This is a genomic window from Kineococcus xinjiangensis, from assembly GCF_002934625.1.
Classification (GTDB): domain Bacteria; phylum Actinomycetota; class Actinomycetes; order Actinomycetales; family Kineococcaceae; genus Kineococcus_A; species Kineococcus_A xinjiangensis.
Genome location: NZ_PTJD01000018.1, coordinates 1 through 21,061, shown reverse-complemented (window position 1 = coordinate 21,061; position 21,061 = coordinate 1). Strand labels below are relative to the sequence as shown.

The window sequence follows — 21,061 nt, the reverse complement described above, 5'->3', positions numbered from 1 at the left end:
CGACGGTCTCGAGGAGCTCACGCGCACCGCCGCCGGTCTGCCCACCGCCCGCCGGTCTGCCCACCGCCGCCGGTCTGCCCACCGCCCGCCGCCGCGGATCCGCGCGGGCGGGCTCGACGGTGGCGGCGGGGCGCTTCGGTGTCCCGGCGCCGCCCTTCGTGCCGCCGCCCGCCCCCGATCCGCGCTGGGCGCCCGCGTCGGGACCGGAGCCTGCGGAGCCACCCGCCGCGGCGCCTCCGTTCCCCGACGCCGCGTCCACTGCGCCGGCGGGCCGCCCGGCGGTGCCGGAGCGGCCCGGGGGCCGCTCCACGGAGCGGCTGCTCTCAGCGGCCTTCGCCGTGCTCGGGACCGTCATCACCCTCGTCGGCGTCACCTACCTCGTCGTCCTCGGGGTGCGCAGCGGGGTGTTCGGCCCCGTGCCGCGCACCGCCTCCCTCGTCGTGCTCTCCGCTGTCCTGCTCGCCGCCGCGGCGCGGGTGCGGGCCCGCTCCGGCACCGGGGCGGCGGCCGTCTCCCTGGCGGGCGTCGGCCTCACCGGCCTGCACCTCGCCCTCCTCGCCGCGACCGCCGTCTACGAGTGGCTGCCCGCGGTGCCCGGCCTGCTCCTGGCCGTCGCGCTGGCGCTGGCCGGCCTGGAGATCGCGCACCGCTGGTGCTCGCAGGCGCTCGCCGTCACGGGCATCACCGCCGTCTGCCTGCTCGTGCCCTTCGTGGGGGCGGCGGAGGACGTCGCCCTGATGAGCGCCCACGTCCTCGTCCTGGCCGTCGGCTGCGGACGGGTGCTTCTCCTGCGCCCGGGCCGGGTGGGGCTGACGTCGGTGGTGCTGACCTGCACGTGGCTCTACGCGGCGGCGACCGCGGTCGCGGGGGGCCCGTCCGGGCTGTCGGTCCTGGTGCCGCTGGCCGCGGCGGTGGCCGTCTGGGCGTGGGTGGCCGTGCAGGTCCGCCGGACCGGGGCGCACCACCTCGTCGTCGCGGTCCCCGTCTTCGCGCTGCCGGTGCTGGCGCTGGTGGAGTTCGGGCAGGAGCGCGGCGACCTGTTCGTGCTGGGCGTCCTGCTGTCCCTCGCCGTGGCACTCGCCACCTCGGCGTTCCCGACCGGCCGGGGCGCGCGGGCGCTGTCCGCCCCGGTCCGCACCACCTTCCTCGCCGTCGCCGCGGCGTTCGTCCTCGTCGCGACCCTCCTGGTGGCCGCCGCCCCCTACGCGGTGGTGATCCTGCTCGGGCAGGCGCTGGTCCTCGACGTCGTCACCCACGTCTCCCGGACCCGGACGGCCCTCTTCACGTCGCTGGGCTTCGGCGTGGTCGCGCTGGGCGAGCTGCTGGCCCGCGTCGAGCCGGGGAGGCTCGTCAGCCCGTCCGCGCTGGCCGCCGGCGCGGCCTGGCCCGACGTGGTCTCCGCCGTGCTGCGTGCTGCTCGTGGTGCGGGTGGCCTCCACGGCGGCTGCCCTCCGCCACGTCCACGCGGGGGCGCTGCACTCGCCCGTCGTGTGGGGGCCGGCCCTCGTCATCGCCTGGTACGGCACGGCGGCCGCGGCGGTCCCCGCCTGCGTGCTGCTGCTCACCCGAAGCGGTGCGGCGGACGGCTTCCTCGTCGGGCACCTCGTCACCACGCTCGCCCTCGCGGCGCTGGGGTTCTCGCTGCTGGCGGCCTTCCTCTCCCGCAGCCCCGTCGCCGCGGTGCGCGACGCGGGACTGGTCACCATGGGCGCGGCGGTGGTCAAGGTCCTGGTGGACGCCAGCGTCCTCGACGGCATCGAGCGGGTCGGCGCCTACCTGGGGGTGGGGCTGACGTTGCTGGTCCTCGGGGCCCGCTACGGCCGGCGGCTGAGCACCTCCCAGGTCCCGGGGCGCGCCGCCTGAGGATCCCCGCCGGGCACGGCGAAGGGGCGGTGACCCGGTGGTCACCGCCCCTTCGTCCTGCGAGTGCGCCGTCAGGGACTCGAACCCCGAACCCGCTGATTAAGAGTCAGCTGCTCTGCCAATTGAGCTAACGGCGCAACGGGTCGAAACCATAGCAGGCCTGCTCGGGGTCGAGAAAATCGGCTCGGCCGATCGGGTCAGGCGGGGGTCCACCACTCCTGCTCCGGCAGGCCTTCGGCCTCCAGGAGTTCGTGCGAGGCGGGGCCGCCGGGGACCGCCAGGTCCAGGATCAGCGAGAGCGGGATGTGCTCCTGCAGCATCGCCATGACCGGTTCCGCGTGCGGTACCGCGGTCGGCTCCGTGGCCTGCTCGTGGGCCGGCCAGCTGTCCTCGGGCGTCATCTGAGTCCTCCCAGGGATGGGGGCCCCCTCCGATCGGGGGGTCGAGAACTAGTTCGTCGGGAGGGGGTGGGCGCTTGAGGCCGGTGCCTGGACGCAACGCTTTCGGAGCAGCGGCGCGCTGGCCGCGGCCGGCGCCGGCCCAAGCACGGTCGCGCTGAGGTGCCCTGCGCGCCCCACCCGTCGCACGAACCCCACCGCTTCCAGGGGTTCTCCGTGCCGGGGATCTCGGTGGACGACCCGGGCGGCGGCACCGAGACTGGGGAGGGTGCAGCGAGGAGCGGCCCGTGGCTGGTCGATCCGCAGCGCCATGCCCCAGGCCCTGCTGCTCGGCCTGCACCTGCGCGACGCCGCCGGGCTGCGCCCCGAGGAGGGACACCTCCCTCCCGCCGACCCGCCGCTGACGCCCCGCGTGCGGGTCCCCGGAGCCGAGGCGGCCGCGGCGCAGTGGTCGCGGTGGTGGGCCGCAGCCCTCGCCGACGAGCACGCCGCGCTCGCGGGCATCCTGCCGCCGTCCTTCACCGGCCTGCGCGGCATGCCGGAGCTGCGGGGGGTGGCGGAGCTGCTCCTCGACGACGCGCTGGAGTGGAGCGCCTGGCAGCGCGAGCGGGAGAGCCGGCTGCTGCGGCGCCTGCCGAGCGCGCTGTTCGAGGTGGGCCTCGTCCGGGACCTGGAGCTGGGGCTGGGGCGCAGGTTGCCACCCGTCGACCTGGAACTGGTGGTCCTGCCCGTGCGGGGCAGGTCGTGGTCCCGGCTGGGCGACGGCCGCTTCCTGCTGCCGCTGGAGCTGCGGGCCGACCGCGACGCGTACCTGGCGTGGCTGGGGGAGAGGCTTCGGGAGCTGATGCACGCGCCGCGGCCCTCGGTGGCGCCCGGCCGGCCCGGCTCCGTCGACCCCGGACCGCCCGACCCCGGGCCCTGCCGGGACGAGTGAGGGCGCACGACGAGGGCCCCGCCTGCACCAGCAGACGGGGCCCTCTCTCGTGGGGTGAGTGACGGGACTTGAACCCGCGACTTCCTGGACCACAACCAGGTGCTCTACCAGCTGAGCTACACCCACCACGTACGGCGCCTGAGCGCGCGGACAGAGGAGAGCATAGCCCCACTCGCGGGCCCGTTCCGCACCGGTCACCCGTCCGCGGCGGCGCGGCGGCCCGGCAGGGCGCGGCGGGGGACCTCGCCGACGAGGAGGCCGGCCGCGCGCCTCACTCGGGCCCGGTCGCCTCCGGACGCAGCTCCAGGCGCCCACCGGCGGCCCGGGCGGTCTCGGAGTCGGGGCCGGGATCGCGGACGAAGAGCACCTCGCGGTAGTACTTCAGCTCCTGGATGCTCTCGCGGATGTCGGCGAGCGCGCGGTGGCCGCCGTGCTTCTTCGGGGTGTTGTAGTAGACGCGCGGGAACCACCGGCGGGCCAGCTCCTTCAGCGACGAGACGTCGATGAGGCGGTAGTGCAGGTGGTCCACGAGCACGGGCATGTCGCGTGCGAGGAAAGCGCGGTCGGTGTGCACGGAGCTGCCCGCCAGCGGCGCCTTGCGCGGCTCGGGCACCCACTGGCGGACGTAGTCCAGGACCGCCTGCTCGGCCTCCTCCATCGTCCGGCCCTCGGGCAGTTCGGCGAGCAGGCCGGAGGCGGTGTGCATCGCGACGACGACGGGGTCCATGGCCTCCACGGCGCCCTCCGGGGGCCGGACCACCACGTCGACCCCCGTGCCGAGGACGTTCAGGTCGGCGTCGGTGACGAGCGCGGCCACCTCGATCAGCGCGTCCCGCTCCAGGCTCAGTCCGGTCATCTCGCAGTCGATCCAGACGATCCTGTCCTGCACCCGGTCCTGCGCCCGCTCCGGGGTGCGCTCCTGTGCCGGGCTGCTGCCGAGGTCGGCGCTGTCGCTGCTCACCCGGCCAGCCTAGGACAGCGGCTCCGACGCCCCCGCCCGGCGCCGCGGGGAGGGGAGGGTGCTCGCCCTGCCCGGGGGCCGGTGCGCGGCTAACCTCCCGCCCATGTCGGACGCGCCGCTCGTCTCTCCTCCCGGCGGTGCGCCACCGCCTCCCGGGGCGTTCCGCGCCCGCCTGCCGCTGACGGTCCTGACGGTGCTCATCCTGCTCGTGTGCGGGCTGCTGAGCCTCGGCGTCGTCACCTGGGAGGTCGGCGTCGACGGGCTCGTCTACGGGGTGCTGCTCGCGGCGCTGCCGGTGGGGCCGGTGCTGGCGTGCGTGCTGTGGCTGGACCGGCACGAGGCCGAGCCGCCGCACCTGCTCGCGTTCGCCTTCGGCTGGGGCGCCTGCGTGGCCACGTTCGGCTCGCTGGTCCTGAACACCGCGGGCTCCCTCCTGCTGCTGCGCACGCCCGGCAGCCTCGCCGACCCGTCGGTGGTGATCGCGCCGGTGGTGGAGGAGTCCCTCAAGGGCGCCGCGGTGCTCCTGCTGCTGTGGCGGCAGCGCAGGCACTTCGACGGCGTCGTCGACGGCATCGTCTACGCCGCCTTCGTGGGGGTGGGCTTCGCGTTCCTGGAGAACGTCCTCTACCTCGGCAGGGCCCTGGCGACCGACGGCGTGGCGTCGCTGGCCGTGGTGTTCGTGCTGCGCTGCATCGCCTCCCCGTTCGCGCACCCGCTCTTCACGATGGCCTTCGGGGTGGGCCTGGGCATCGCGGCGCGGCACCGCAACGTCCTCGTGCGGCTGGGGGCGCCGGTGCTCGGGTTCTGCGTCGCCGTGGCGCTGCACGCGCTGTGGAACGCCAGCGCCAGTGCGGGGCTCTTCCTGCCGGCCTACGTGCTCCTGCAGATGCCCGTCTTCGCGCTGGCCGTCGCCCTCGCGCTGGTGGCCCGGGCCCGGGAGGCGCACCTGATCGCCAAGCACCTGCAGGTCTACGCCGAGACGGGCTGGCTGACCGACGCCGAGGTCCACATGCTCGCCTCCCCCCGGCGCCGGCGCGAGGCCCGCGCGTGGGCGCTGGGGGCGGGTGGGCTGCAGGGCCGGGCGGCGATGGGGGAGTTCCAGAACCTGGCCACCGCCCTGGCCTTCCGCCGCGACCGCGCGCAACGCGGCACCGACGTCCGCGTCGTCGAGGACGAGCTCACGCTGCTGCACCGCATCGCGGTGGCGCGCAGGGCGTTCCTGGCGCCCCTCGCGGTGGGCCACGGCGCGCTGCGCTGACGTCGGAGCGCGTCGCGGTCGGCCCCCGAGCGGGGCCGTGCCGTGCCGTGCCGGCACGTGGCCGTCCGGGTGGCGCACTCCCGGCGCGGTCCGGCCCGCGTGCCCGGGGGCCACGGCGGGATCCACGAGCGCGTCACCGCCGCGACACCCGCTCGTCATCGCCGCTTCGCCGTGGTGTCAAGGGGTGTCCCCCGCCTGGTCCACGGGTCCGTCACCCAGATGGCGCAAAGGCTCCCCCACACGGGTGAGAACACGCTATCTTTCAGCCCGCCGAACGGGTGAGGGGGCTCACGACGGGGCCTGGTCGGTACGAGCAGTGAGCGCCCTCAACCATCCGACGTTCGGTGTCCGAAGGTGCGCGCGCTGTCACGAAACGACTGTGCGGCGGAGCGCCCGGATCACCGGGAGTTCCATCCGCGGCGAGAACCGCACGCGGGTTCCGCCCCGTGCGGGCGCATGAAGCTGCTGTCCCGGTGAGCGACGACGCCACTCCACCCCCGTCCCTGGCGACTGTTCACTGGAGGCTCCTTCTTGTCCTGGCTAGAGACGTTCTTCGGCAGCCAAGCGCAGTGGAGGGACCTGGCGCCCCTCGGTGCCTTCGGCATCAGCGTGTGGGCGCTGTGGCTGTACCGGGTCATCGGCTCGCGCTTCTGCAAGCCCATCGTCAACGACTTCACCACCTCCACCTCGGTGGTCGTCCCCTCCTACCGCGAGGATCCCCGGATCCTCCAGGACTGCGCCCGCAACTGGCTTTCGCAGGATCCCGGAGAGCTCATCGTCGTGGTGGACGTGGCCGACGAGGAGTGCCAGCGCCTGCTCGCGGAGATCGACGACCCCCGACTCCAGGTCATCGTGTACCGGCACGAGGGCAAGCGCTCCGCGCTCGGGGTCGGCATCCGCGCCGCGCGCAACGAGGTCGTCGTGCTCGCGGACTCCGACACGATGTGGACGGACGGGCTCCTCCGCAACGTCCAGATGCCCTTCGCGGACCCGATGGTGGGCGCGGTCAGCACCCAGCAGAACGTCTACCAGCGCACCAGCAGCGTGTGGCGGCGCATCGCCGACTGGATGGTCAACCTCCGCTACTACGACTACGTGCCCGTCATGGGGCGCAGGGGCGCCGTGGCATGCGTCTCCGGGCGGACCGCCGCCTACCGCCGCTCCGTCGTGATGCCCGTCCTGCCGAACCTGGAGCACGAGTTCTTCCTGGGACGCCGCTGCATCGCCGGTGACGACGGCCGCCTCACCTGGCTGGTGCTCGCCTCGGGCTACAAGACCGTGCACCAGAGCTCGGCCAGGGCGATCTCGATGTTCCCTGACTCGTTCCGCGCGTTCGTCAAGCAGCGCGTCCGCTGGAGCCGCAACTCCGCCCGCACGTACCTGACGGCCCTCTGGAAGGGCTGGCTGTGGAAGATGCCGGTCATCACCATCGTCACGGTGCTGCAGATCCTGCTCACGCCGGTCACGATGGGCATGACCCTGGCGTACCTCGTCTTCAGTCGTCTCGAGCTGACCCCGGCCGGCTTCGCGCTGGCGGCCGCCTGGCTGCTCGTCGGGCGCGGCATCCGCTCCTTCTCGCACCTGCGCCGCCACCCGCAGGAGATCCTCCTGCTGCCGCTCTACGCGCTGGTCGTGATCCTGGTGGCCCTCCCCATCAAGGCCTACGCGATCGTCACCATGAACAAGCAGGGCTGGCTGACCCGCACCGCCGACAGCACCGGCGGCGAGGGGCAGTCCGCGGCCACGCTCACCGACCCCGCGCCCGTCCCTGCGCCCATCTCCATCCCCAACCCCGCGCCCGCGGGCGACGCGAGCCTCGAGGCGGTCTGAGATGACGATGAGCACTCCCCGACGCCGGGGCGGGTACGCGCTGGTCGCCGCCGCCCTCGTCTCCGCCGGTTCGGCGGCTGCCGGTCCGCTCGCCCACGCCGAGACCTCCGTCGCGAGCGTGAAGCCCCTCACCGACAGCGAGGAGCAGCGCTCCGCCGCCCTGGTCGCCGCGGAGGACCGCCGCCTCACGGAGATCCGCACCGTGACCGCCGTCGCCCGCTGGCAGGGGGAGGCGTGGAAGAAGCCGTACCGCCTCAGCACCGGCACCGGGTTCACGCTGGTGCTGACGCCCCGCTCCGAGCCGTACACCGTCGCCGACCTGCTGCAGCTCGCTCCGCAGACCTTCCTGAAGATGTCCGACGGCTCGTACCTCCTCACCGAGCACGTCATCGTCTCGACCCGCGCCACGCTCCGACTGAGCCAGCCCGGCGGGCTGACGGTGCGCCTCGCCAGCAGCCCGAAGGGCTTCACGTCGATCGTCAGCCTCGGCGGGAAGCTCCAGCTCGCCGGTGAGGAAGGGGCTCCCGTCCGGATCGAGAGCTGGAACGCCGACGCCGGGGCGCCGGACACCGAACTGGTGGACGGCCGGGCCTATCTCCGCGCCCTCGGTGGGCAGTTCCACGCCGAGCATGCGCAGCTGTCGAAGCTGGGGTTCTGGAGCGGGCGCACGGGTGGGCTGTCACTCACCGGCACCGACCGGCCGAACACCGGAGCCATCGAGCCGCTGGCCAACATCCGGCCGGGCGCCGAGCAGCTCCCGTCGGTGCTGGAGGGGGTCTCCGCGCAGCCGGCCGGGCCGCTGGAACCCGGACAGGAGAACCCCAACCTGGACTACAGCGTCCCCGCCTTCGACTACGTCTCCACCCGCATCGAGAACACCACGATCGAGGACAACGCCTACGGCCTGTTCATCACCGGCGCCAACGGGCTCCACATCGGGGACAGCCGCGTCGAGCGCAGCCTCATCGGCGGCGTGATCCTGCACCGCTACGTCAGCAACGGCGTCATCGAGCGGACCGTCGCGTCCGGCAACCGGGGCAACGGCATCACCCTCGACCGGGCCACGACCGGCATCTCCCTCAACGGCGTCACGGCCAGCGACAACGAGATGAACGGCGTCAGCATGTCGGGCGAACCCCTGGCGGCAGGCCCGAGCGCCACCGGGGCCACGACCGTCAGCTACGGCCGCAACTCCGTCACCAACGGGACCTTCCAGGACAACGGCCACTACGGGATCGAGGTCATCGGTGGCCTCGACGTCGGTGTCCAGAACAACCGCCTCGCAGGCAACTCCATGGGCATCGTGGTCCGCAGTGCCGCAGAGCGGGTCTCCGTCACGGGCAACGAGGTGGCGCGGACAGAGCGCCACGGCATCGCCCTCATCGACGGCGTGCGCAACTCCACGGTCACCGGGAACCTCGTGAAGGGGGCGAGGACGGGGATCTACCTCCGGGACTCCGTGGCCGAGGTCCGGGGGAACACGGTGCAGGAGGCGAGCAGCCACGGCGTCTCCCTCGTCGGGCGGGCGGAGGGCGCCGAGGTCAGTTACAACGTGCTCGCCGGCGCCGGGGCCAGCGCCCTGGACACCGCACGGTCCACCGGTGACTTCGCGGCGGCGTCCAACGAGGTCGAGGGCTGGGACGACACGACGCCCTGGTACTACTGGTTCAAGAAGCTCCTGCAGCCCATGACCGCACTGTGGACGCTGATCGTGCTGCTCGTCGTCACGTCGGCGCTCCGCGGTCGCTCGCGCACGCGCACCGTGGAGCACCCCTACGCCCACCAGATGGCGCACCAGGGCGCCCTGCCGATCCCCGCTCCGCGGACGATCGACCTGCGGGACGACGCTCCGGCGCTGTCGGGTGCCCGGTGACGGCTCCGGGGGCACCGCGGCCGGGGGCCGCCCGGCGCATGCTGGAGCGGGCGCGCAGTGGGCAGTTGGGTTTCCGCGACGGCCTGGTCACCGGTTCGGTGGCGACCGGAGTGGTGGCGCTGACGGCGTGGGCGGCGGTCGCCCTGCCCGGCGGCGAGCCGGCGCTGGAGCACACGGGGGCAGTGGGTCCGGTGGCCGTCGCGACACCGGCGCCCACGGTGCTGCCCTCGACCGTGCAGCCGGCGCCGACCGTCTCGGCGCCGTCCGGTGCAGACCGCGCCGCCAGCGCGAACGACTCCTCCGACGACTCCGGCAGTGGCTCCGGCGATGAGGTCGATGACAGCTCCGGGGACGGCGGCGAGCAGGAGGTGCCCGTGGTGGCCGGTAGTCAGGTGCCCAGGGCGACGGAAGTGCCCGACGCGAGCCCGGTCCGGTGCCCCTCGGCGACCACCACCGTGAGCTCCGCCGAGGAGCTGCAGGAGGCGCTGGACGCGGCGCGGCCGGGCGACGTCATCGAACTGGCGGACGGCACGTACACGGGTCGGTTCGTCGCCCAGGTGTCCGGGACGGCCGACCAGCCGATCTGGCTCTGCGGCGGCCGCCAGGCGGTGCTGCAGACCGGCAGCACCCGCAAGGGGTACGCCCTCCACCTGGCGCCGGCGCAGCACTGGCGGGTCGTCGGGCTCACCATCCGCAACTCCCAGAAGGGCGTCGTCACCGACGGCACCAGCGGCACCGTCCTGCAGGACCTGCTCGTCGAGGACATCGGCGACGAGGCCATCCACCTGCGTTCGCACAGCACCGGCAACGCGGTGCTGCGCAACACGATCCGGCGGACCGGGCTGCGCAAGGAGAAGTTCGGCGAGGGCGTCTACATCGGCTCCGCCGAGAAGAACTGGCCCAAGTACGGCGACGGCGGACCGGACCGCAGCGACTTCAACCTCGTGGCGCTGAACACCATCAGCCGGACCAGTTCGGAGTCCGTCGACATCAAGGAGGGGACGACCGGCGGAGCCCTCCTGGACAACACGTTCGACGGCACCGGCATGACGGCGGCCGACTCCTGGGTGGACGTCAAGGGCAACGACTGGCTCATCCGGGGCAACACCGGTCGCAACACCCCCAAGGACGGCATGCAGACCCACCGCATCCTCGACGGGTGGGGGACCGGAAACGTCTTCACCGAGAACGTCGTCGAGGCGTCCGGAGACGGCGTCGGCATCTACATCCACAAGCCCAGGGACACCGCGAACGAGGTCCGCTGCGACAACCGGGACAGCTCCGGCGGCGAGGCCACCAGCGGTGTCGACTGCAGCGGCTGAACCGACCCGACGCCGCCGCCCCCACCGAGCACCATCCCCAGCATCCGCTGCCCACCCACAGGAGTCCTGCATGAGCACGCCCCCGGCCGAGGGTCGCACGACCGCCCCGCGCCTGACCGTCATCGGCACCGGCTACCTCGGCGCCACCCACGCCATCTGCATGGCCGTCCTCGGCTTCGAGGTGCTGGGCGTCGACGTGGACCGCACCAAGGTCGAGCGGCTCGCGGCCGGGGAGGTCCCGTTCTTCGAGCCCGGCCTGCCCGAACTGCTCCGCAAGGCGCTGGACAGCGGCCGGCTCCGGTTCGGCACGGACTTCGCCGAGGCGGCCGCCTTCGGTGACGTGCACTTCGTCTGCGTGGGCACCCCGCAGGCGCCGGACAGTGACGCGGCCGACCTCACCTATGTCCGGTCGGCTGTGCGCCGGCTCGCCGAGAACCTCGACCGCAAGGCCCTCGTCGTGGGCAAGTCGACCGTCCCCGTCGGGACGGCGGCAGAGCTCACCGCCCTCGTCCACGAGGTCGCGCCGGCGGGGGAGGAGGTCGAACTGGCGTGGAACCCGGAGTTCCTCCGCGAGGGGTTCGCCGTCCAGGACACGATGAACCCCGACCGCCTGGTCTTCGGCGTGGGCTCCGAGTGGGCGGAGCAGCAGCTGCGGGCCGCCTTCGCGCCCGTCGTCGAGGCGCACGGGACTCCCGTGCTGGTGATGGACCTGCCGACCGCGGAGCTCGTGAAGGTGGCCGCGAACTCGTTCCTCGCGACGAAGATCTCCTACATCAACGCGATGGCGGAGGTGTGCGAGGCGACCGGCGCGGACGTCACCGCGCTGGCCGGGGCGCTGGCCCACGACGCCCGCATCGGCGGGCGCTTCCTGCGGCCGGGCCTCGGATTCGGCGGCGGCTGCCTGCCCAAGGACATCCGCGCCTTCAAGCACCGCGCGCAGGAGCTGGGCGTCGGCCAGGCGGTGACCTTCCTCGGGGAGGTCGACGCGATCAACAAGCGGCGCCGCGCCCGCACAGTGGACCTGGTCCGCGAACTGGCGGGGGGTTCCTTGGACGGTGCGCGGATCGCCGCGTGGGGCGCGGCCTTCAAGCCCGACAGCGACGACATCCGCGACGCCCCGGCGCTGGACGTGGCCGTCCTGCTGCAGGACGCCGGTGCGCAGGTCACCGTCTACGACCCCGAGGCGATGGACAACGCTCGCCGCGCCTACCCGCAGCTGTCGTACGCCGACTCCGCGATGGACGCGGCCCGGGACGCCGACGTGGTGGTGCTGCTGACCGAGTGGGCCCAGTTCCGCGAGGTGGACCCGGAGATCCTCGCGGGGGTCGTCGCGCACCGCCGTGTCGTCGACGGCAGGCACGCGCTGGACCGCGATCTCTGGAGCTCGGCGGGGTGGGAGTACCGCGCCCTGGGCCGGCCGTGACCACAGGCGTGCGCGTGCGCGGGCTGGACGTGGTGGGCGCGGCTGCGGTCGCGGGTGCGTGCGCCTCGCTGCTGGCGGGGTGCTCGGGCGAGCCGGAACCCCTCCCCGGCGTGCAGCCACCGGCGACGCCGGAGGTCCGGGTGCTCGAGATCCCCGCTCCGACCCGGACGGTCGTCGAGGAGCCGGTCGTCGCGCGTCCCGCGGCCGCCGACGGAACGGTCCTGCCGGACCTGGCGCTCACACCGGGGGCGGTGTTCCCCGACGTCACCCGCGAGGACGTCTGCGCCGACCGCTACACCGCCGGGGTGCACAACCTGCGCTACAGCGACAAGGCGGACGCGCTCGTCGCGTACGGCGTCGCCCTGCGCGACCGGGAGGGCTACACCATCGACCACCTGGTCCCGGTGAGCCTGGGTGGCACCAACGCGCCGGGGAACCTCTGGCCGCAGCCGCGCGACGGCCAGTTCGCGGCGGCGCACAAGGACCAGCTCGAGCGTCAGCTGCACGCACTCGTGTGCGCGGGCTCCGTTCCGCTCGCGGAGGCCCAGCAGGCCCTGGTCGCGGACTGGCGGGCGGCCGTGGACCGCTACTCCTCCGCCGCACCGCCGCCGGGAGCGGGGGCGGGGATCCCGGCTCCGCCCCCGCCGCCGGGCGGGGTCGACGTGGGCCTGCCCTGCCCGGCGATCGGGGTCCTCGCCAAGGCGGGGGAGGGCGGCCCCAAGCTGGTCTGCACCGAGAGCCCCTCGAAGGAGCTGACCTGGCAGAAGCGCTACTGACGAGCGCTCCGTTCCCCAGGTCAGGAGCAGGGCACGCTCGCGAGCCCCTTCGCCGCCTGGGGGGCGGAGTTGTCGCAGGCCACCGTGTTGGAGCGTGCGGGGTAGATCCCGAAGCCCCACCCGGGCACGCGACCCTCCACGGTGTTCCCGCGGAAGACGTTGCCGACGCCGTAGCCGGTGTAGACGCTGTGCGTCTGGTAGCCGTCGAGGAAGCTGCCCGTGCCGTTGCGCACGGTGTTGCGCTCGATGAGCCAGCCGTTGCCCTTGGCGTCGACGGCGGAGTCGGCGCTGTTCGCGCCGCTGAAGCCGACGTTGTCGAAGAGGTTGCCGCGCAGGGTGCCGGACTCGGTGCCCTCCTTCAGGTCGGCGCCCTCAGCGGCGATGTTGCGGAACACGTTGTTCTCGATGAGTACGCGCTCGCTGTTGTCGCGCCCGTCGACGCAGGCGTACTTGGACCAGTTGGAGTTCGCCGAACCGACGTAGACGCCCTCGCCGTACCCGGCGTTGGTCCGGCCGGTGTCGTGGACGTAGCTGTTGATGAGCTTGCCGTCGCTGGAGCACCAGCGGAAGTGCACGCCCTCGTGGCCGATGTCGTGGACCTCGACGCGGTCGATCACCGTGCCGACGGACTGGTCGAGGACGATGCCCTTGGTGGCGTGGGCGACGGTGAGCCCTTCGATGCGCCAGTGGTCGCCGGTGACGTGCATGCCGTAGTCGCCGCCCGTGGACGTGGAGCGGATGACCGCGGCGCGCGAGCCGCGCAGCGTGATGGGGGCGGCGGCGGTGCCGTTGGCGCTGACCACCAGGCGCGGGCGGATCGTGTACTCGCCGTCGGCCACTGTGATGACGTCGCCCGGCTTCGCGGTGGCGACCGCGTTGCGGATCTCCTCGACCGTTCGCACGGTGCGGGAGGACGCTCCGTCCACGGGTGCGGGTGCGGGTGCGGGTGCGACCGGCGTGGGCGTCGGGGTCGGGGTCGGGGTGGGAGCCGGCGCGATCGCCGTCGAACCGACGGTGAACCGGACCTCGGTCGTCGTGGAGTTCCGTTGGGCGTCGTAGCTGCGGATCCGCAGGACGTGGCTGCCCGCCGGCGCGGACAGCTTCCACTGGAACGGGGCGGTGACGTCGACCGCGCGGTAGTCGCCGTCGAGGTAGAACTTCACCCTGACCGCGCCGGGCGCGACGACATCGACCAGACCTCCTGCCACTACGGTTCCACCGAGCGTCGCGCCGCCGTACAGGACGGCGGGCGCGGTCGTCGCGGCGGCTGCGGTCGGCACCAGGGGCAGGCACGACGCGGCGACGAGAGCGAGGGAAGCGATGCGGAGGCTGGGGCGCATGGAACGAACGTCGACCTGCACGGGCGTCATCTTGAGGGGGCGGGAGCGCGTGGTCTCACGGGGGCGCTCGCTGGCGACGCTGCTGGCCCTGGCGTGTCTCGCGACGGCGTGCACGGGATCCGAGCAGGTGCGGCCGGGCAGCGCCGCGCCGACGGACGCGACCGGCGCGGCGCAGCCGTCGACGGCTCCGGAGCAGGCGCCGGAGGAGACGGGGACCTCCCTCACGGCCGAGGAGCTGCGGGCGCGGCTCACCCCGCCCGCACTGCCCTCCTTCGCCGTCCCCACGGACGTGCTGCGCGACGCGGAGAACCAGCGGATCGGCGAGCAGCTCCAGGTGCTCCCCGGTCTGTACCGGGACATCGCCGTGCTCGACGCCCACTGCGGCCCCTCCGGTGAGGCGGTCGCGGCCGACGCCGGTGGCGCCTCCCCGGTCCGGCCCGACGGCACGGGCACGCTCCGCTCCGGCGACGTGCAGGTGACCGTGGCCGGGGACGGCACCGGTGTCTACGACGCCCCCGACCTGCACATCGCCGTCCTGCCCGGCGGCGCGGGCGTCTACGAGGACGTCGACGTCCGGCTCAGCGTCCACCCCGACGGGGCGGGGACCTACGAGTCGGAGGACCTGCGCGCGTTCGTGCGGGCGGACGGCTCGGGCTCGTTCGAGGACGACACCGTCCGGGCGTGGATCGACGTGGACGGCTCGGGCAGCTACCGGGGCCCCGAGGGGCGGGTCAAGGTCGCTGCCGACGGCAGCACGAAGGGCGACGCCGACCCGGCCTTCGCCGCGGTGGTCGCGGAGGTCTTCCAGGAGGGCATGCCGCCGTTCCCGCCGGTGCCGCGCATCGACCGGTTCGAGCCGGTGGGGGAGGTCTGCGGCACGGTGGTCCGGCTGGACGCCGGCGTGCTGTTCGACCTGGACTCCGCGGGGGTGCGGCCGGAGGCCGAGGCCCTGCTGCAGCGGGTGGCCGGGTTGCTGGGGGAGCTGGGGACGCCGTCCGTCGACGTGGTCGGCCACACGGACTCCACCGGGGACGAGGGCTACAACCAGTCCCTGTCCGAGCGGCGCGCCACCGCTGTGGCGGAGCGGCTCTCCGCGCAGGGCGTCCCGCGCGACAGCCTGCGCCCCAGCGGCCGCGGTGAGCGGGAACCGGTGCGGCCGGACACCACCGCCGCGGGGGAGCTCGACGCCGCCGCGCAGCAGCTCAACCGCCGGGTCGAGCTCGTCCTGCGGCACGGCCGGTAGGGACGGGCGCCGGACCGGCCGGGAGCGGGGGAGGCGGAGGTCAGGCCTCCTCGTCCTCCAGCTCCTCGGTCCAGCGGCGGGTCCGGGGGTCGACGAAGCAGTCGACGCCCTCGTGCTCCACCTCGACCTCCACGGGGAGGCCCTGGACCTGCTGGCTCGCGGCGGCGACCAGTTCCGGGCTCGGAGCGGGCAGTTCGGCGCAGGGGCTGGTGTCGCTGCACGCGGTCAGGGTGAGTGCTGCCAGGGCTGCGACGGCCGCGGCGGGGACCGGCTTCTTCATGCGCCGATCCTTCCACCGCGGCGTGCCGCCGTCAGCGGGTTCCGGCACCGCGGCGGCGCCGAGCGCCGTCCGCGCGCTTCCCCGCCGGGGTGCGACAGGGCGTCGGGGCGCTTCCTCGTCTACGGTCTGCCGGTGCCCCGCCCCGCGCCCGCCCCGCCCCGTCCCGTCCGCACGGCCGGCGCGGGCTCCCGGCTGCGGTCGATGGACGCGCTGCGGTTGCTGGCGGCCCTGGCGGTGGTGCTGTTCCACTTCACCGCCCGGGACCACGTGCGGTGGGGTCCGCTGCCGGTGGAGGCCTTCCCCGCCCTGTCGGCGGTGACCCGCTACGGCTACGCAGGAGTCCACCTCTTCTTCGTGATCAGCGGGTTCGTCATCCTGATGTCGGCCTGGGGCCGCAGCGTGCCGCAGTTCGTGGCGTCGCGCGTCAGCCGCCTCTTCCCCGCGTACTGGGCGGCCGTCCTGCTGACCGCCACCCTGCGCTGGGCCTGGCCGACGTTCGGCGACCTCGGTCCGGTCGAGGTCCTGGTGAACCTGACGATGCTGCAGGACCTGTTCGGGGTGCCCCGCGTGGACGGGGTGTACTGGACGCTGTGGGTGGAGCTGCAGTTCTACCTGGCGGTGCTGCTGCTCCTGCTCGCCGGCCCGACCCGCCGCAGGGTGCTGGCCTGCGCCGGCGTCGGGCCCGTGCTGTGCACGGCGCTCACCCTCGCCGCGCCGGCCGCGGCCTCGGCGGTGACGCTGCTGGGCTTCGCGCCGCTGTTCGCCGCCGGGATGGTGCTCTACGTCCTCCACCGCGACGGGCACACGGGCGGACGCTGGCTGCTGCTCGGCCTCAACGCGGCCCAGGCGGTGCTCCTGGCGGCCACCCGGCAGACGGGGGCCATCGACCACGTCACCTCCGGTGGGCGGACCTCCCCGGTCGTCCTCGCCCTCGTCGTGGCCGGGTGCATCGGCCTGGTCGCCGCCGTCGCCCTCGTGCCGGTCGTGCGGGACCTGGACCTGCCGCTGCTGACGGCGCTGGGCGCCCTGACGTACCCGCTCTACCTGACCCACGAGTACGTCGGGTGGGCCCTCATCGACGTGCTGCACACCGCGCTGGGGCGCTACCCCACCCTCGCCGTCGCCCTGGGCTGCTGCATCGCCCTGGCCTGGGCGCTGCACCGCCTCGTGGAGCGCCCCCTGCAGAAGCCGCTGCGCACCCGGCTCGAGAAGCGCCTCGGGGCGCGGGCCGCGGCCCGCGCGGGCTGAACCCAGCGGTCACCGCGACCGCGCCCCGCCCCGTCGTCCTGGCCCCGGACCGGAGGAGCCCCGGCACGGGCCTGCGGAAGCAGAGGCGAGGAGCAGGTGGCGGGGACGAGGATGGGCGGCGGTGGCTGCTGCTGCGGTCGTCGACGGTGCGGAAGGTCGCCGTCTCACCGGGGGCGTCCTCCACGGGCGCCGGGGTGGTCCTGGTCGGCGCCGACGACTCGATGCACATGGTCGCTGCCGGCAACGACAAGATCCTCGCGATCGAGCGGGTGCAGCTGGAGACCGGTGAGGGGCCCTGCCCGGTCTCGCACTCGACCGGGGACCGCGTCCTCATCCCCGACCTGTCCCGCGACGAGCGGTTCCGGCTGTCCCCCCCCCCGCCTGCGAGGCGGCCCTGGGCGGGGTCTTCTCGTTCCCCCTGCGGCTGGGCTCCGGGCGGCTGGGGGCACTGGACCTGTACTGCGAGGTCCCGCGCGCGCTGTCCGAGGCGGACCTGGTCGGCGCGCAGGTCCTCGCCGACGTCGCCGCCGGCTACCTCTTCAACGCCCAGGCTCGGGCGGAGCTGCGCGAGGCCGCCGACGCCTCCGGCCACCGCGCGCTGCACGACGCGCTGACGGGCCTGCCCAACAGGGCGCTGCTGTCGGACCGGCTGCGCCACGCCCTGCTCCGCGCCGACCCGGACGCTGCGATCGTCGCCCTCGCCCACGCCCTCGACCTGAAGGTGGTCGCCGAGGGCGTCGAGACCGAGCGGCAGCGCCTGCAGGCCCGCGACCTCGGCTGCGACCTCCTGCAGGGCTTCGGACTGGCCCCGCCGCTGTCCGCTGTGGAGGTCGGGACCCTCGTCGGGTCCCACGCCTGATCGAGTGGACCGGGGCTGAGGGCCGGGGGAGACGGCGCGCCCGGAAGGATTCGAACCTTCGACCGTCCGATTAGAAGAAGTCCCGGCAGCGTGCTGAGTGGTGGCGGGACGTGTCCATTGTGGAGCGTCGGTGCAGGTCAGGGTCCGGTTGAGTCACCCAGAGAGCAAGGTGGGACGACCGGCGACCATCAACGCTGCTGACAAGCTGCTGACCGGCTGCGGCAGCCTCACCGACCCGTCTAGCGAGCCACGGCGGCAGGCGGGACCGCCCCGACCGACGAGAGTCAACCGAACTCGGGGCAGTCCCCGTAGCCTCCCGAGATGAGCGTGCGGGCAAGACTGATGCGTGCAGCGGTCGTCTGCTTCCTTGCCGCCACGGTGATCGTCGTGTACGGGGCTCGCCAGATCATGGGGTGGTTCCAATCATGGTCGGGCTACCGCTGCTACGGCCAAGGTCCCCTCAGCGGCGACATGCCAGCGGCCTGCGAGCACCACGTCGAGTACGGCCCTGCAGGGCTGGTCATGCTCGCCGTGGTAACAGTGGTGATCTTCCTGCCCTTTGCGCTGATGATCCTTCGCAGGGCCAAGACCAACCGCTACTGAATGAACCCCAGCGGCGCCACCTCACTGCGCGCAGATCGGCAGAGGCGCGCACTGACCGCGGCAAAGTCGGATGTTGAGGTGACCCGCTCAGCGGCTGCTTCGAGGCAAGCAAGGCGTCATCGTGTAGACGATCGACGCGAGAGGGGACGCGAGGTGGCGTGGTGGCGCTGGACCGCGGCGATCGCCATGGCCCTCCTGAGCGGGGTTGGTGCCTATGCGTGCTTGATCATGGGCATCTTCGACGGGTGGATCGGCAGGACGCCGCTGCTGCCTCGCGAGGTGTGGTGGTTCTTCGCGGCGCCGGGCGCCTTGGTACTCGGGGGCGCAGCCTGGGTCGGACTCCTCCCCCGAGCCAAGCGGTGGGGACTGGTGGCGGTGCCGGGCTCCGCCCTGCTTGTCTTCCTCACCTTCGGTGGTCCCAGCATCTTCCTCGAGGGCCTCTTCGATTGATCGCGCCCGCACGGCGGCGTGAGCGCGCGTTGGTCAAGGTCATGGATCGAGCGCCAGGGCCAGGAGTGGGATGCGGACGCCCACTCTCGGTCCGTGCTGGTGGTGCGCTCCTACGCTGGGAAGGTGCGTGACTTCATGCGCCTGAGCCTCGAGGAGGCCGAGGCCTACCGTGAGTCCTACCTCGCGGAGCGGCCGCAGCTGGTGGAGCGCCTGCGCCGGCGCATCGCGCGCACGGGTGGGCCCGAGCTGGATGGCACCGTGGAGGGCCTCGAGGCGCTGGGGGTGTGGTTCTTCGAGCAGCTCGACGCCGACGCCGAGGACGGGCTCGCCGGCTCCCCGTCCTGGTGGCAGCCGGGTGCCGAGAACGGCAGTGGCTTCTTCGGGGAGAAGCTGCTCTCACTGCGCCAGGTCCGCCTCGTCGACGAGGTCGGCGCCTACCTGGGGCAGGTCCTGCACGCCGTGCTGCCGCAGGCGCGGTGGGTCGTGTACCGGCGCGACCCGAAGATCCGCGACGTCAACCAGCACGCAACCGTGCTGGAAGGACCGTTCGGCATCTTCAAGCCGGAGAGCTTCGTCTACGGGGAGGCCCTCGGGGTGGTCATGTACCGCGAACCGGTCAACCCGCAGGCGCTGCACGAGGTGGTCACCTTCCTCATCGACGAGTCCCCCACGCCGGAGGGGTGCAGCGATGGCTGAGCACTTCGGAATCTTCGCGGCGCAGTGGGTCGACGAGGACGGGGAGAACCTTGATCCGCTGCCGGTGCTGGACGAGAGGCTGCTGCGCCGCCGGCTGGCCGAGCTCGGCGCGGACCTGGGCGAGGAGGACGGCGAGGGCGGTTGGCTGCACGGAACCGTCTCCTACGACCTCCTCTTGTGCCGGGGCAGCGACGGGCAGCTGCGGATGATGGACGGGGCGATCTCCTACCTCAGCCCGACCGGAACCAGCACCAGTGATGCCCGAGCGGTGTTCACCGGCCTGTACGACCTGGCCGGGGAGCTGGGGGCGCGCTTGTGGCTCACCGGCGGTGTCGTCATGCCCGAGCCGCAGAGCAAGGCCGACATCGAAGAGTGGATCCGCGAGGCCGGAGACGTGCCCTAGCACCCCGCGCAGACCGCGCCCGCAGAGCGGCGGAGGCGGATGTTCGTCAAGGGCCGATGATCTGCGCGAGGCCGTGGAACCAGCGCCGTAGGTAGGGGGTCTGGCCGCGGCTGAGGGCACGGTCGATGCCGTCGAGGACCATCTGTCGGCTCCAGTGCCCGCGCCGGATCAACTGCGGGATCACGTAGTTGTCCAGCCGTCGACTGCGCCAGGGGGTGGTCTCGTCCCGCTGCGCCAGCGAGGCGCCCTTGATGCCGTCGACGTCGAAGATGCGCGCGAAGGTGACCTCGATCAGGCAGGGCCGCTCTTCGAGGTAGCGCAGCAGGTGGGTGCCGCTGTGGGCGCCCGGGATGCCGGTGGCCAGGCAGAGCACCGCCCCTGGCTGCGTCGGGGCAGGCACCAGGCCCTGGTGGGCCCAGTCGAACATCGCATCCAGGCCGCGGATGCGGTCCCAGGCCTTGGGGTTGCGCAGGAAGCGGGCCGACCACTCCTCGACGAACGCGTCGAGGTCCTCGGGGAAGAACGCACGGGGCAGGTCGACGGCGTCGGGCATGTCCAAGGGCCAGTACTTCACCGCCTGTGGCAGCGGGGAGCAGGCCAGAAGCGCGGCCTTCGCCGCGGACCAGTGACCGGAGCGCAGCGGGCCGCTCCACTCCCCGTCGGGGGCGCGGGCACTGTCCGGATGGCTGGTAACGAAGCGTTCGTGAGCACGCACCGCCGGGCGCAAGCGCTGCCGCTGTGCTGCCGGCATCGACAGCAGCACCTGGACGGCTTCATCACGGCGACCTCGTCGCAGAGCCGACCACAACGGGGCAGCCTCCGGAGCCTTATCCACCCTCCCGACGGTACCCAGGACACGACTCCCTCCATGCGCGCACATCGACAAAGTCGCGTGTCCGCCCGCCGCCCATGATCGCGCCCGCAGCGCGGCAGATGAGTGCGTTGGGCGCAGCTCAGGACGTGGTCATGTGCTGGTGGGCTCGTCGGGTGGTTGCAGTCCTGCCCGGCGCAGGGCGGCCCGGTGGCCTGTCAGGAGTGCGGCAAGAGCGTGGGCGCCCGCCTGCGCGATGGTCAGGGGTGTGTGGGTCACCCAGTAGTAGACCTCGGTGTCCTCCTGGTAAGCCTCCACAACGCCGGGATGCGCCAGCAGGTGGGTGACGACCGGGTCCTCTTCGTCCTCTTCTAGGCCCAGGTCCACCAGCACCCTGAACCGCCCCGGCGAGTCCGGAGACTCCGTTCCTTGGGAAGGATGGAGTCATGTCAGGGAGCACGTCCAAGCGTTACCCCGCGGAGTTGCGTGA

The 21,061-nt window shown here is 73.3% G+C and carries 22 protein-coding genes and 2 tRNA genes; 15 read left to right on the top strand and 9 right to left on the bottom strand.

Translation table 11 applies throughout. The features are described from left to right. Window positions 1–373 precede the first annotated feature (373 nt). Window positions 374–535, bottom strand: coding sequence for a hypothetical protein (locus CLV92_RS21670; RefSeq protein ID WP_158257338.1), 162 nt, complete (start codon window positions 533–535; stop codon window positions 374–376). 875 nt (window positions 536–1,410) lie between these two features. Here CLV92_RS21670 and CLV92_RS19030 point away from each other — a divergent pair. Continuing rightward, window positions 1,411–1,863, top strand: coding sequence for a hypothetical protein (locus CLV92_RS19030; protein WP_104435412.1), 453 nt, complete (start codon window positions 1,411–1,413; stop codon window positions 1,861–1,863). A gap of 64 nt (window positions 1,864–1,927) precedes the next feature. Here CLV92_RS19030 and CLV92_RS19025 read toward each other — a convergent pair. Then, window positions 1,928–2,000 (bottom strand) — tRNA-Lys (locus tag CLV92_RS19025). 60 nt (window positions 2,001–2,060) lie between these two features. After that, window positions 2,061–2,264 carry a hypothetical protein gene (locus tag CLV92_RS19020; RefSeq protein WP_104435410.1) on the bottom strand — a complete coding sequence of 68 codons (204 nt, stop codon included), beginning with the start codon at window positions 2,262–2,264 and terminating at the stop codon, window positions 2,061–2,063. A 265-nt stretch (window positions 2,265–2,529) separates the two neighbouring features. On the opposite strand from CLV92_RS19020, the gene CLV92_RS19015 reads away from it, so the two are divergent. Next, window positions 2,530–3,195, top strand: coding sequence for a hypothetical protein (locus tag CLV92_RS19015; protein WP_146099662.1), 666 nt, complete (start codon window positions 2,530–2,532; stop codon window positions 3,193–3,195). A gap of 50 nt (window positions 3,196–3,245) precedes the next feature. On the opposite strand, the gene CLV92_RS19010 is transcribed toward CLV92_RS19015, so the two are convergent. After that, window positions 3,246–3,321, bottom strand: a tRNA-His gene (locus tag CLV92_RS19010). 145 nt (window positions 3,322–3,466) lie between these two features. Beyond that, on the bottom strand, window positions 3,467–4,084 hold the full coding sequence (gene orn, locus CLV92_RS19005) for an oligoribonuclease (protein ID WP_104435495.1): 618 nt from the start codon (window positions 4,082–4,084) through the stop codon (window positions 3,467–3,469). Between the two features lie 175 nt (window positions 4,085–4,259). Here orn and CLV92_RS19000 point away from each other — a divergent pair, with 175 nt between their 5' ends. The 6 genes from CLV92_RS19000 (at window position 4,260) to CLV92_RS18975 (ending at window position 12,638) form a co-directional block, all read left to right on the top strand. After that, window positions 4,260–5,414: a PrsW family intramembrane metalloprotease gene (locus tag CLV92_RS19000; RefSeq protein ID WP_104435407.1), complete on the top strand. Its 1,155-nt coding sequence runs from the start codon at window positions 4,260–4,262 to the stop codon at window positions 5,412–5,414. Between the two features lie 531 nt (window positions 5,415–5,945). Beyond that, complete coding sequence (locus CLV92_RS18995; protein ID WP_170112787.1) at window positions 5,946–7,244, top strand: glycosyltransferase; 1,299 nt, start codon at window positions 5,946–5,948, stop codon at window positions 7,242–7,244. 7 nt (window positions 7,245–7,251) lie between these two features. Beyond that, the gene (locus CLV92_RS18990; protein ID WP_146099661.1) at window positions 7,252–9,117 is read left to right on the top strand and encodes a right-handed parallel beta-helix repeat-containing protein; all 1,866 of its coding nucleotides are present in this window, start codon (window positions 7,252–7,254) and stop codon (window positions 9,115–9,117) included. Then, a complete protein-coding gene (locus CLV92_RS18985; RefSeq protein ID WP_146099660.1) occupies window positions 9,114–10,439 on the top strand; it encodes a right-handed parallel beta-helix repeat-containing protein in 1,326 nt (441 codons plus the stop codon). The genes CLV92_RS18990 and CLV92_RS18985 overlap by 4 nt, the downstream gene beginning before the upstream one ends. A gap of 70 nt (window positions 10,440–10,509) precedes the next feature. Continuing rightward, complete coding sequence (locus CLV92_RS18980; protein WP_104435400.1) at window positions 10,510–11,862, top strand: UDP-glucose dehydrogenase family protein; 1,353 nt, start codon at window positions 10,510–10,512, stop codon at window positions 11,860–11,862. A 14-nt stretch (window positions 11,863–11,876) separates the two neighbouring features. Further along, window positions 11,877–12,638: an HNH endonuclease signature motif containing protein gene (locus CLV92_RS18975; RefSeq protein WP_146099659.1), complete on the top strand. Its 762-nt coding sequence runs from the start codon at window positions 11,877–11,879 to the stop codon at window positions 12,636–12,638. Window positions 12,639–12,658: 20 nt separating this feature from the next. Here the strand turns inward: CLV92_RS18975 and CLV92_RS18970 are convergent, their stop codons facing one another. Then, a complete protein-coding gene (locus tag CLV92_RS18970; protein WP_104435396.1) occupies window positions 12,659–13,978 on the bottom strand; it encodes a right-handed parallel beta-helix repeat-containing protein in 1,320 nt (439 codons plus the stop codon). Between CLV92_RS18970 and CLV92_RS18965 the strand changes: the two genes are divergently transcribed. Beyond that, window positions 13,977–15,221, top strand: coding sequence for an OmpA family protein (locus CLV92_RS18965; protein ID WP_146099657.1), 1,245 nt, complete (start codon window positions 13,977–13,979; stop codon window positions 15,219–15,221). The genes CLV92_RS18970 and CLV92_RS18965 overlap by 2 nt on opposite strands. A 40-nt stretch (window positions 15,222–15,261) precedes the next feature. Here CLV92_RS18965 and CLV92_RS18960 read toward each other — a convergent pair whose 3' ends face one another. Then, window positions 15,262–15,501 (bottom strand): hypothetical protein, encoded by a 240-nt coding sequence (locus CLV92_RS18960; protein WP_104435394.1) that lies wholly within the window; start codon window positions 15,499–15,501, stop codon window positions 15,262–15,264. A gap of 132 nt (window positions 15,502–15,633) precedes the next feature. Between CLV92_RS18960 and CLV92_RS18955 the strand changes: the two genes are divergently transcribed. The 6 genes from CLV92_RS18955 to CLV92_RS18925 all read left to right on the top strand — a co-directional run bounded on the left by CLV92_RS18955 (window position 15,634) and on the right by CLV92_RS18925 (window position 19,760). Next, complete coding sequence (locus CLV92_RS18955; RefSeq protein ID WP_104435392.1) at window positions 15,634–16,749, top strand: acyltransferase family protein; 1,116 nt, start codon at window positions 15,634–15,636, stop codon at window positions 16,747–16,749. Between the two features lie 295 nt (window positions 16,750–17,044). After that, window positions 17,045–17,608 carry an EAL domain-containing protein gene (locus CLV92_RS23145; protein ID WP_170112790.1) on the top strand — a complete coding sequence of 188 codons (564 nt, stop codon included), beginning with the start codon at window positions 17,045–17,047 and terminating at the stop codon, window positions 17,606–17,608. Between the two features lie 321 nt (window positions 17,609–17,929). Further along, on the top strand, window positions 17,930–18,211 hold the full coding sequence (locus CLV92_RS18940; RefSeq protein ID WP_146099655.1) for a hypothetical protein: 282 nt from the start codon (window positions 17,930–17,932) through the stop codon (window positions 18,209–18,211). A 153-nt stretch (window positions 18,212–18,364) separates the two neighbouring features. After that, window positions 18,365–18,661: a hypothetical protein gene (locus tag CLV92_RS18935; protein WP_104435386.1), complete on the top strand. Its 297-nt coding sequence runs from the start codon at window positions 18,365–18,367 to the stop codon at window positions 18,659–18,661. A gap of 123 nt (window positions 18,662–18,784) precedes the next feature. Beyond that, window positions 18,785–19,357 (top strand): hypothetical protein, encoded by a 573-nt coding sequence (locus tag CLV92_RS18930; RefSeq protein WP_146099654.1) that lies wholly within the window; start codon window positions 18,785–18,787, stop codon window positions 19,355–19,357. Beyond that, the gene (locus CLV92_RS18925) at window positions 19,350–19,760 is read left to right on the top strand and encodes a hypothetical protein (protein ID WP_104435382.1); all 411 of its coding nucleotides are present in this window, start codon (window positions 19,350–19,352) and stop codon (window positions 19,758–19,760) included. Before CLV92_RS18930 ends, CLV92_RS18925 begins: the two co-directional genes overlap by 8 nt. A 46-nt stretch (window positions 19,761–19,806) precedes the next feature. Here the strand turns inward: CLV92_RS18925 and CLV92_RS18920 are convergent, their stop codons facing one another. Both CLV92_RS18920 and CLV92_RS18915 read right to left on the bottom strand, forming a co-directional pair. Next, window positions 19,807–20,595, bottom strand: a complete 789-nt coding sequence (locus CLV92_RS18920; RefSeq protein ID WP_158257337.1) for a hypothetical protein — start codon at window positions 20,593–20,595, stop codon at window positions 19,807–19,809. Between the two features lie 129 nt (window positions 20,596–20,724). Continuing rightward, complete coding sequence (locus tag CLV92_RS18915; protein WP_104435379.1) at window positions 20,725–20,964, bottom strand: hypothetical protein; 240 nt, start codon at window positions 20,962–20,964, stop codon at window positions 20,725–20,727. Window positions 20,965–21,061: the final 97 nt, after the last annotated feature.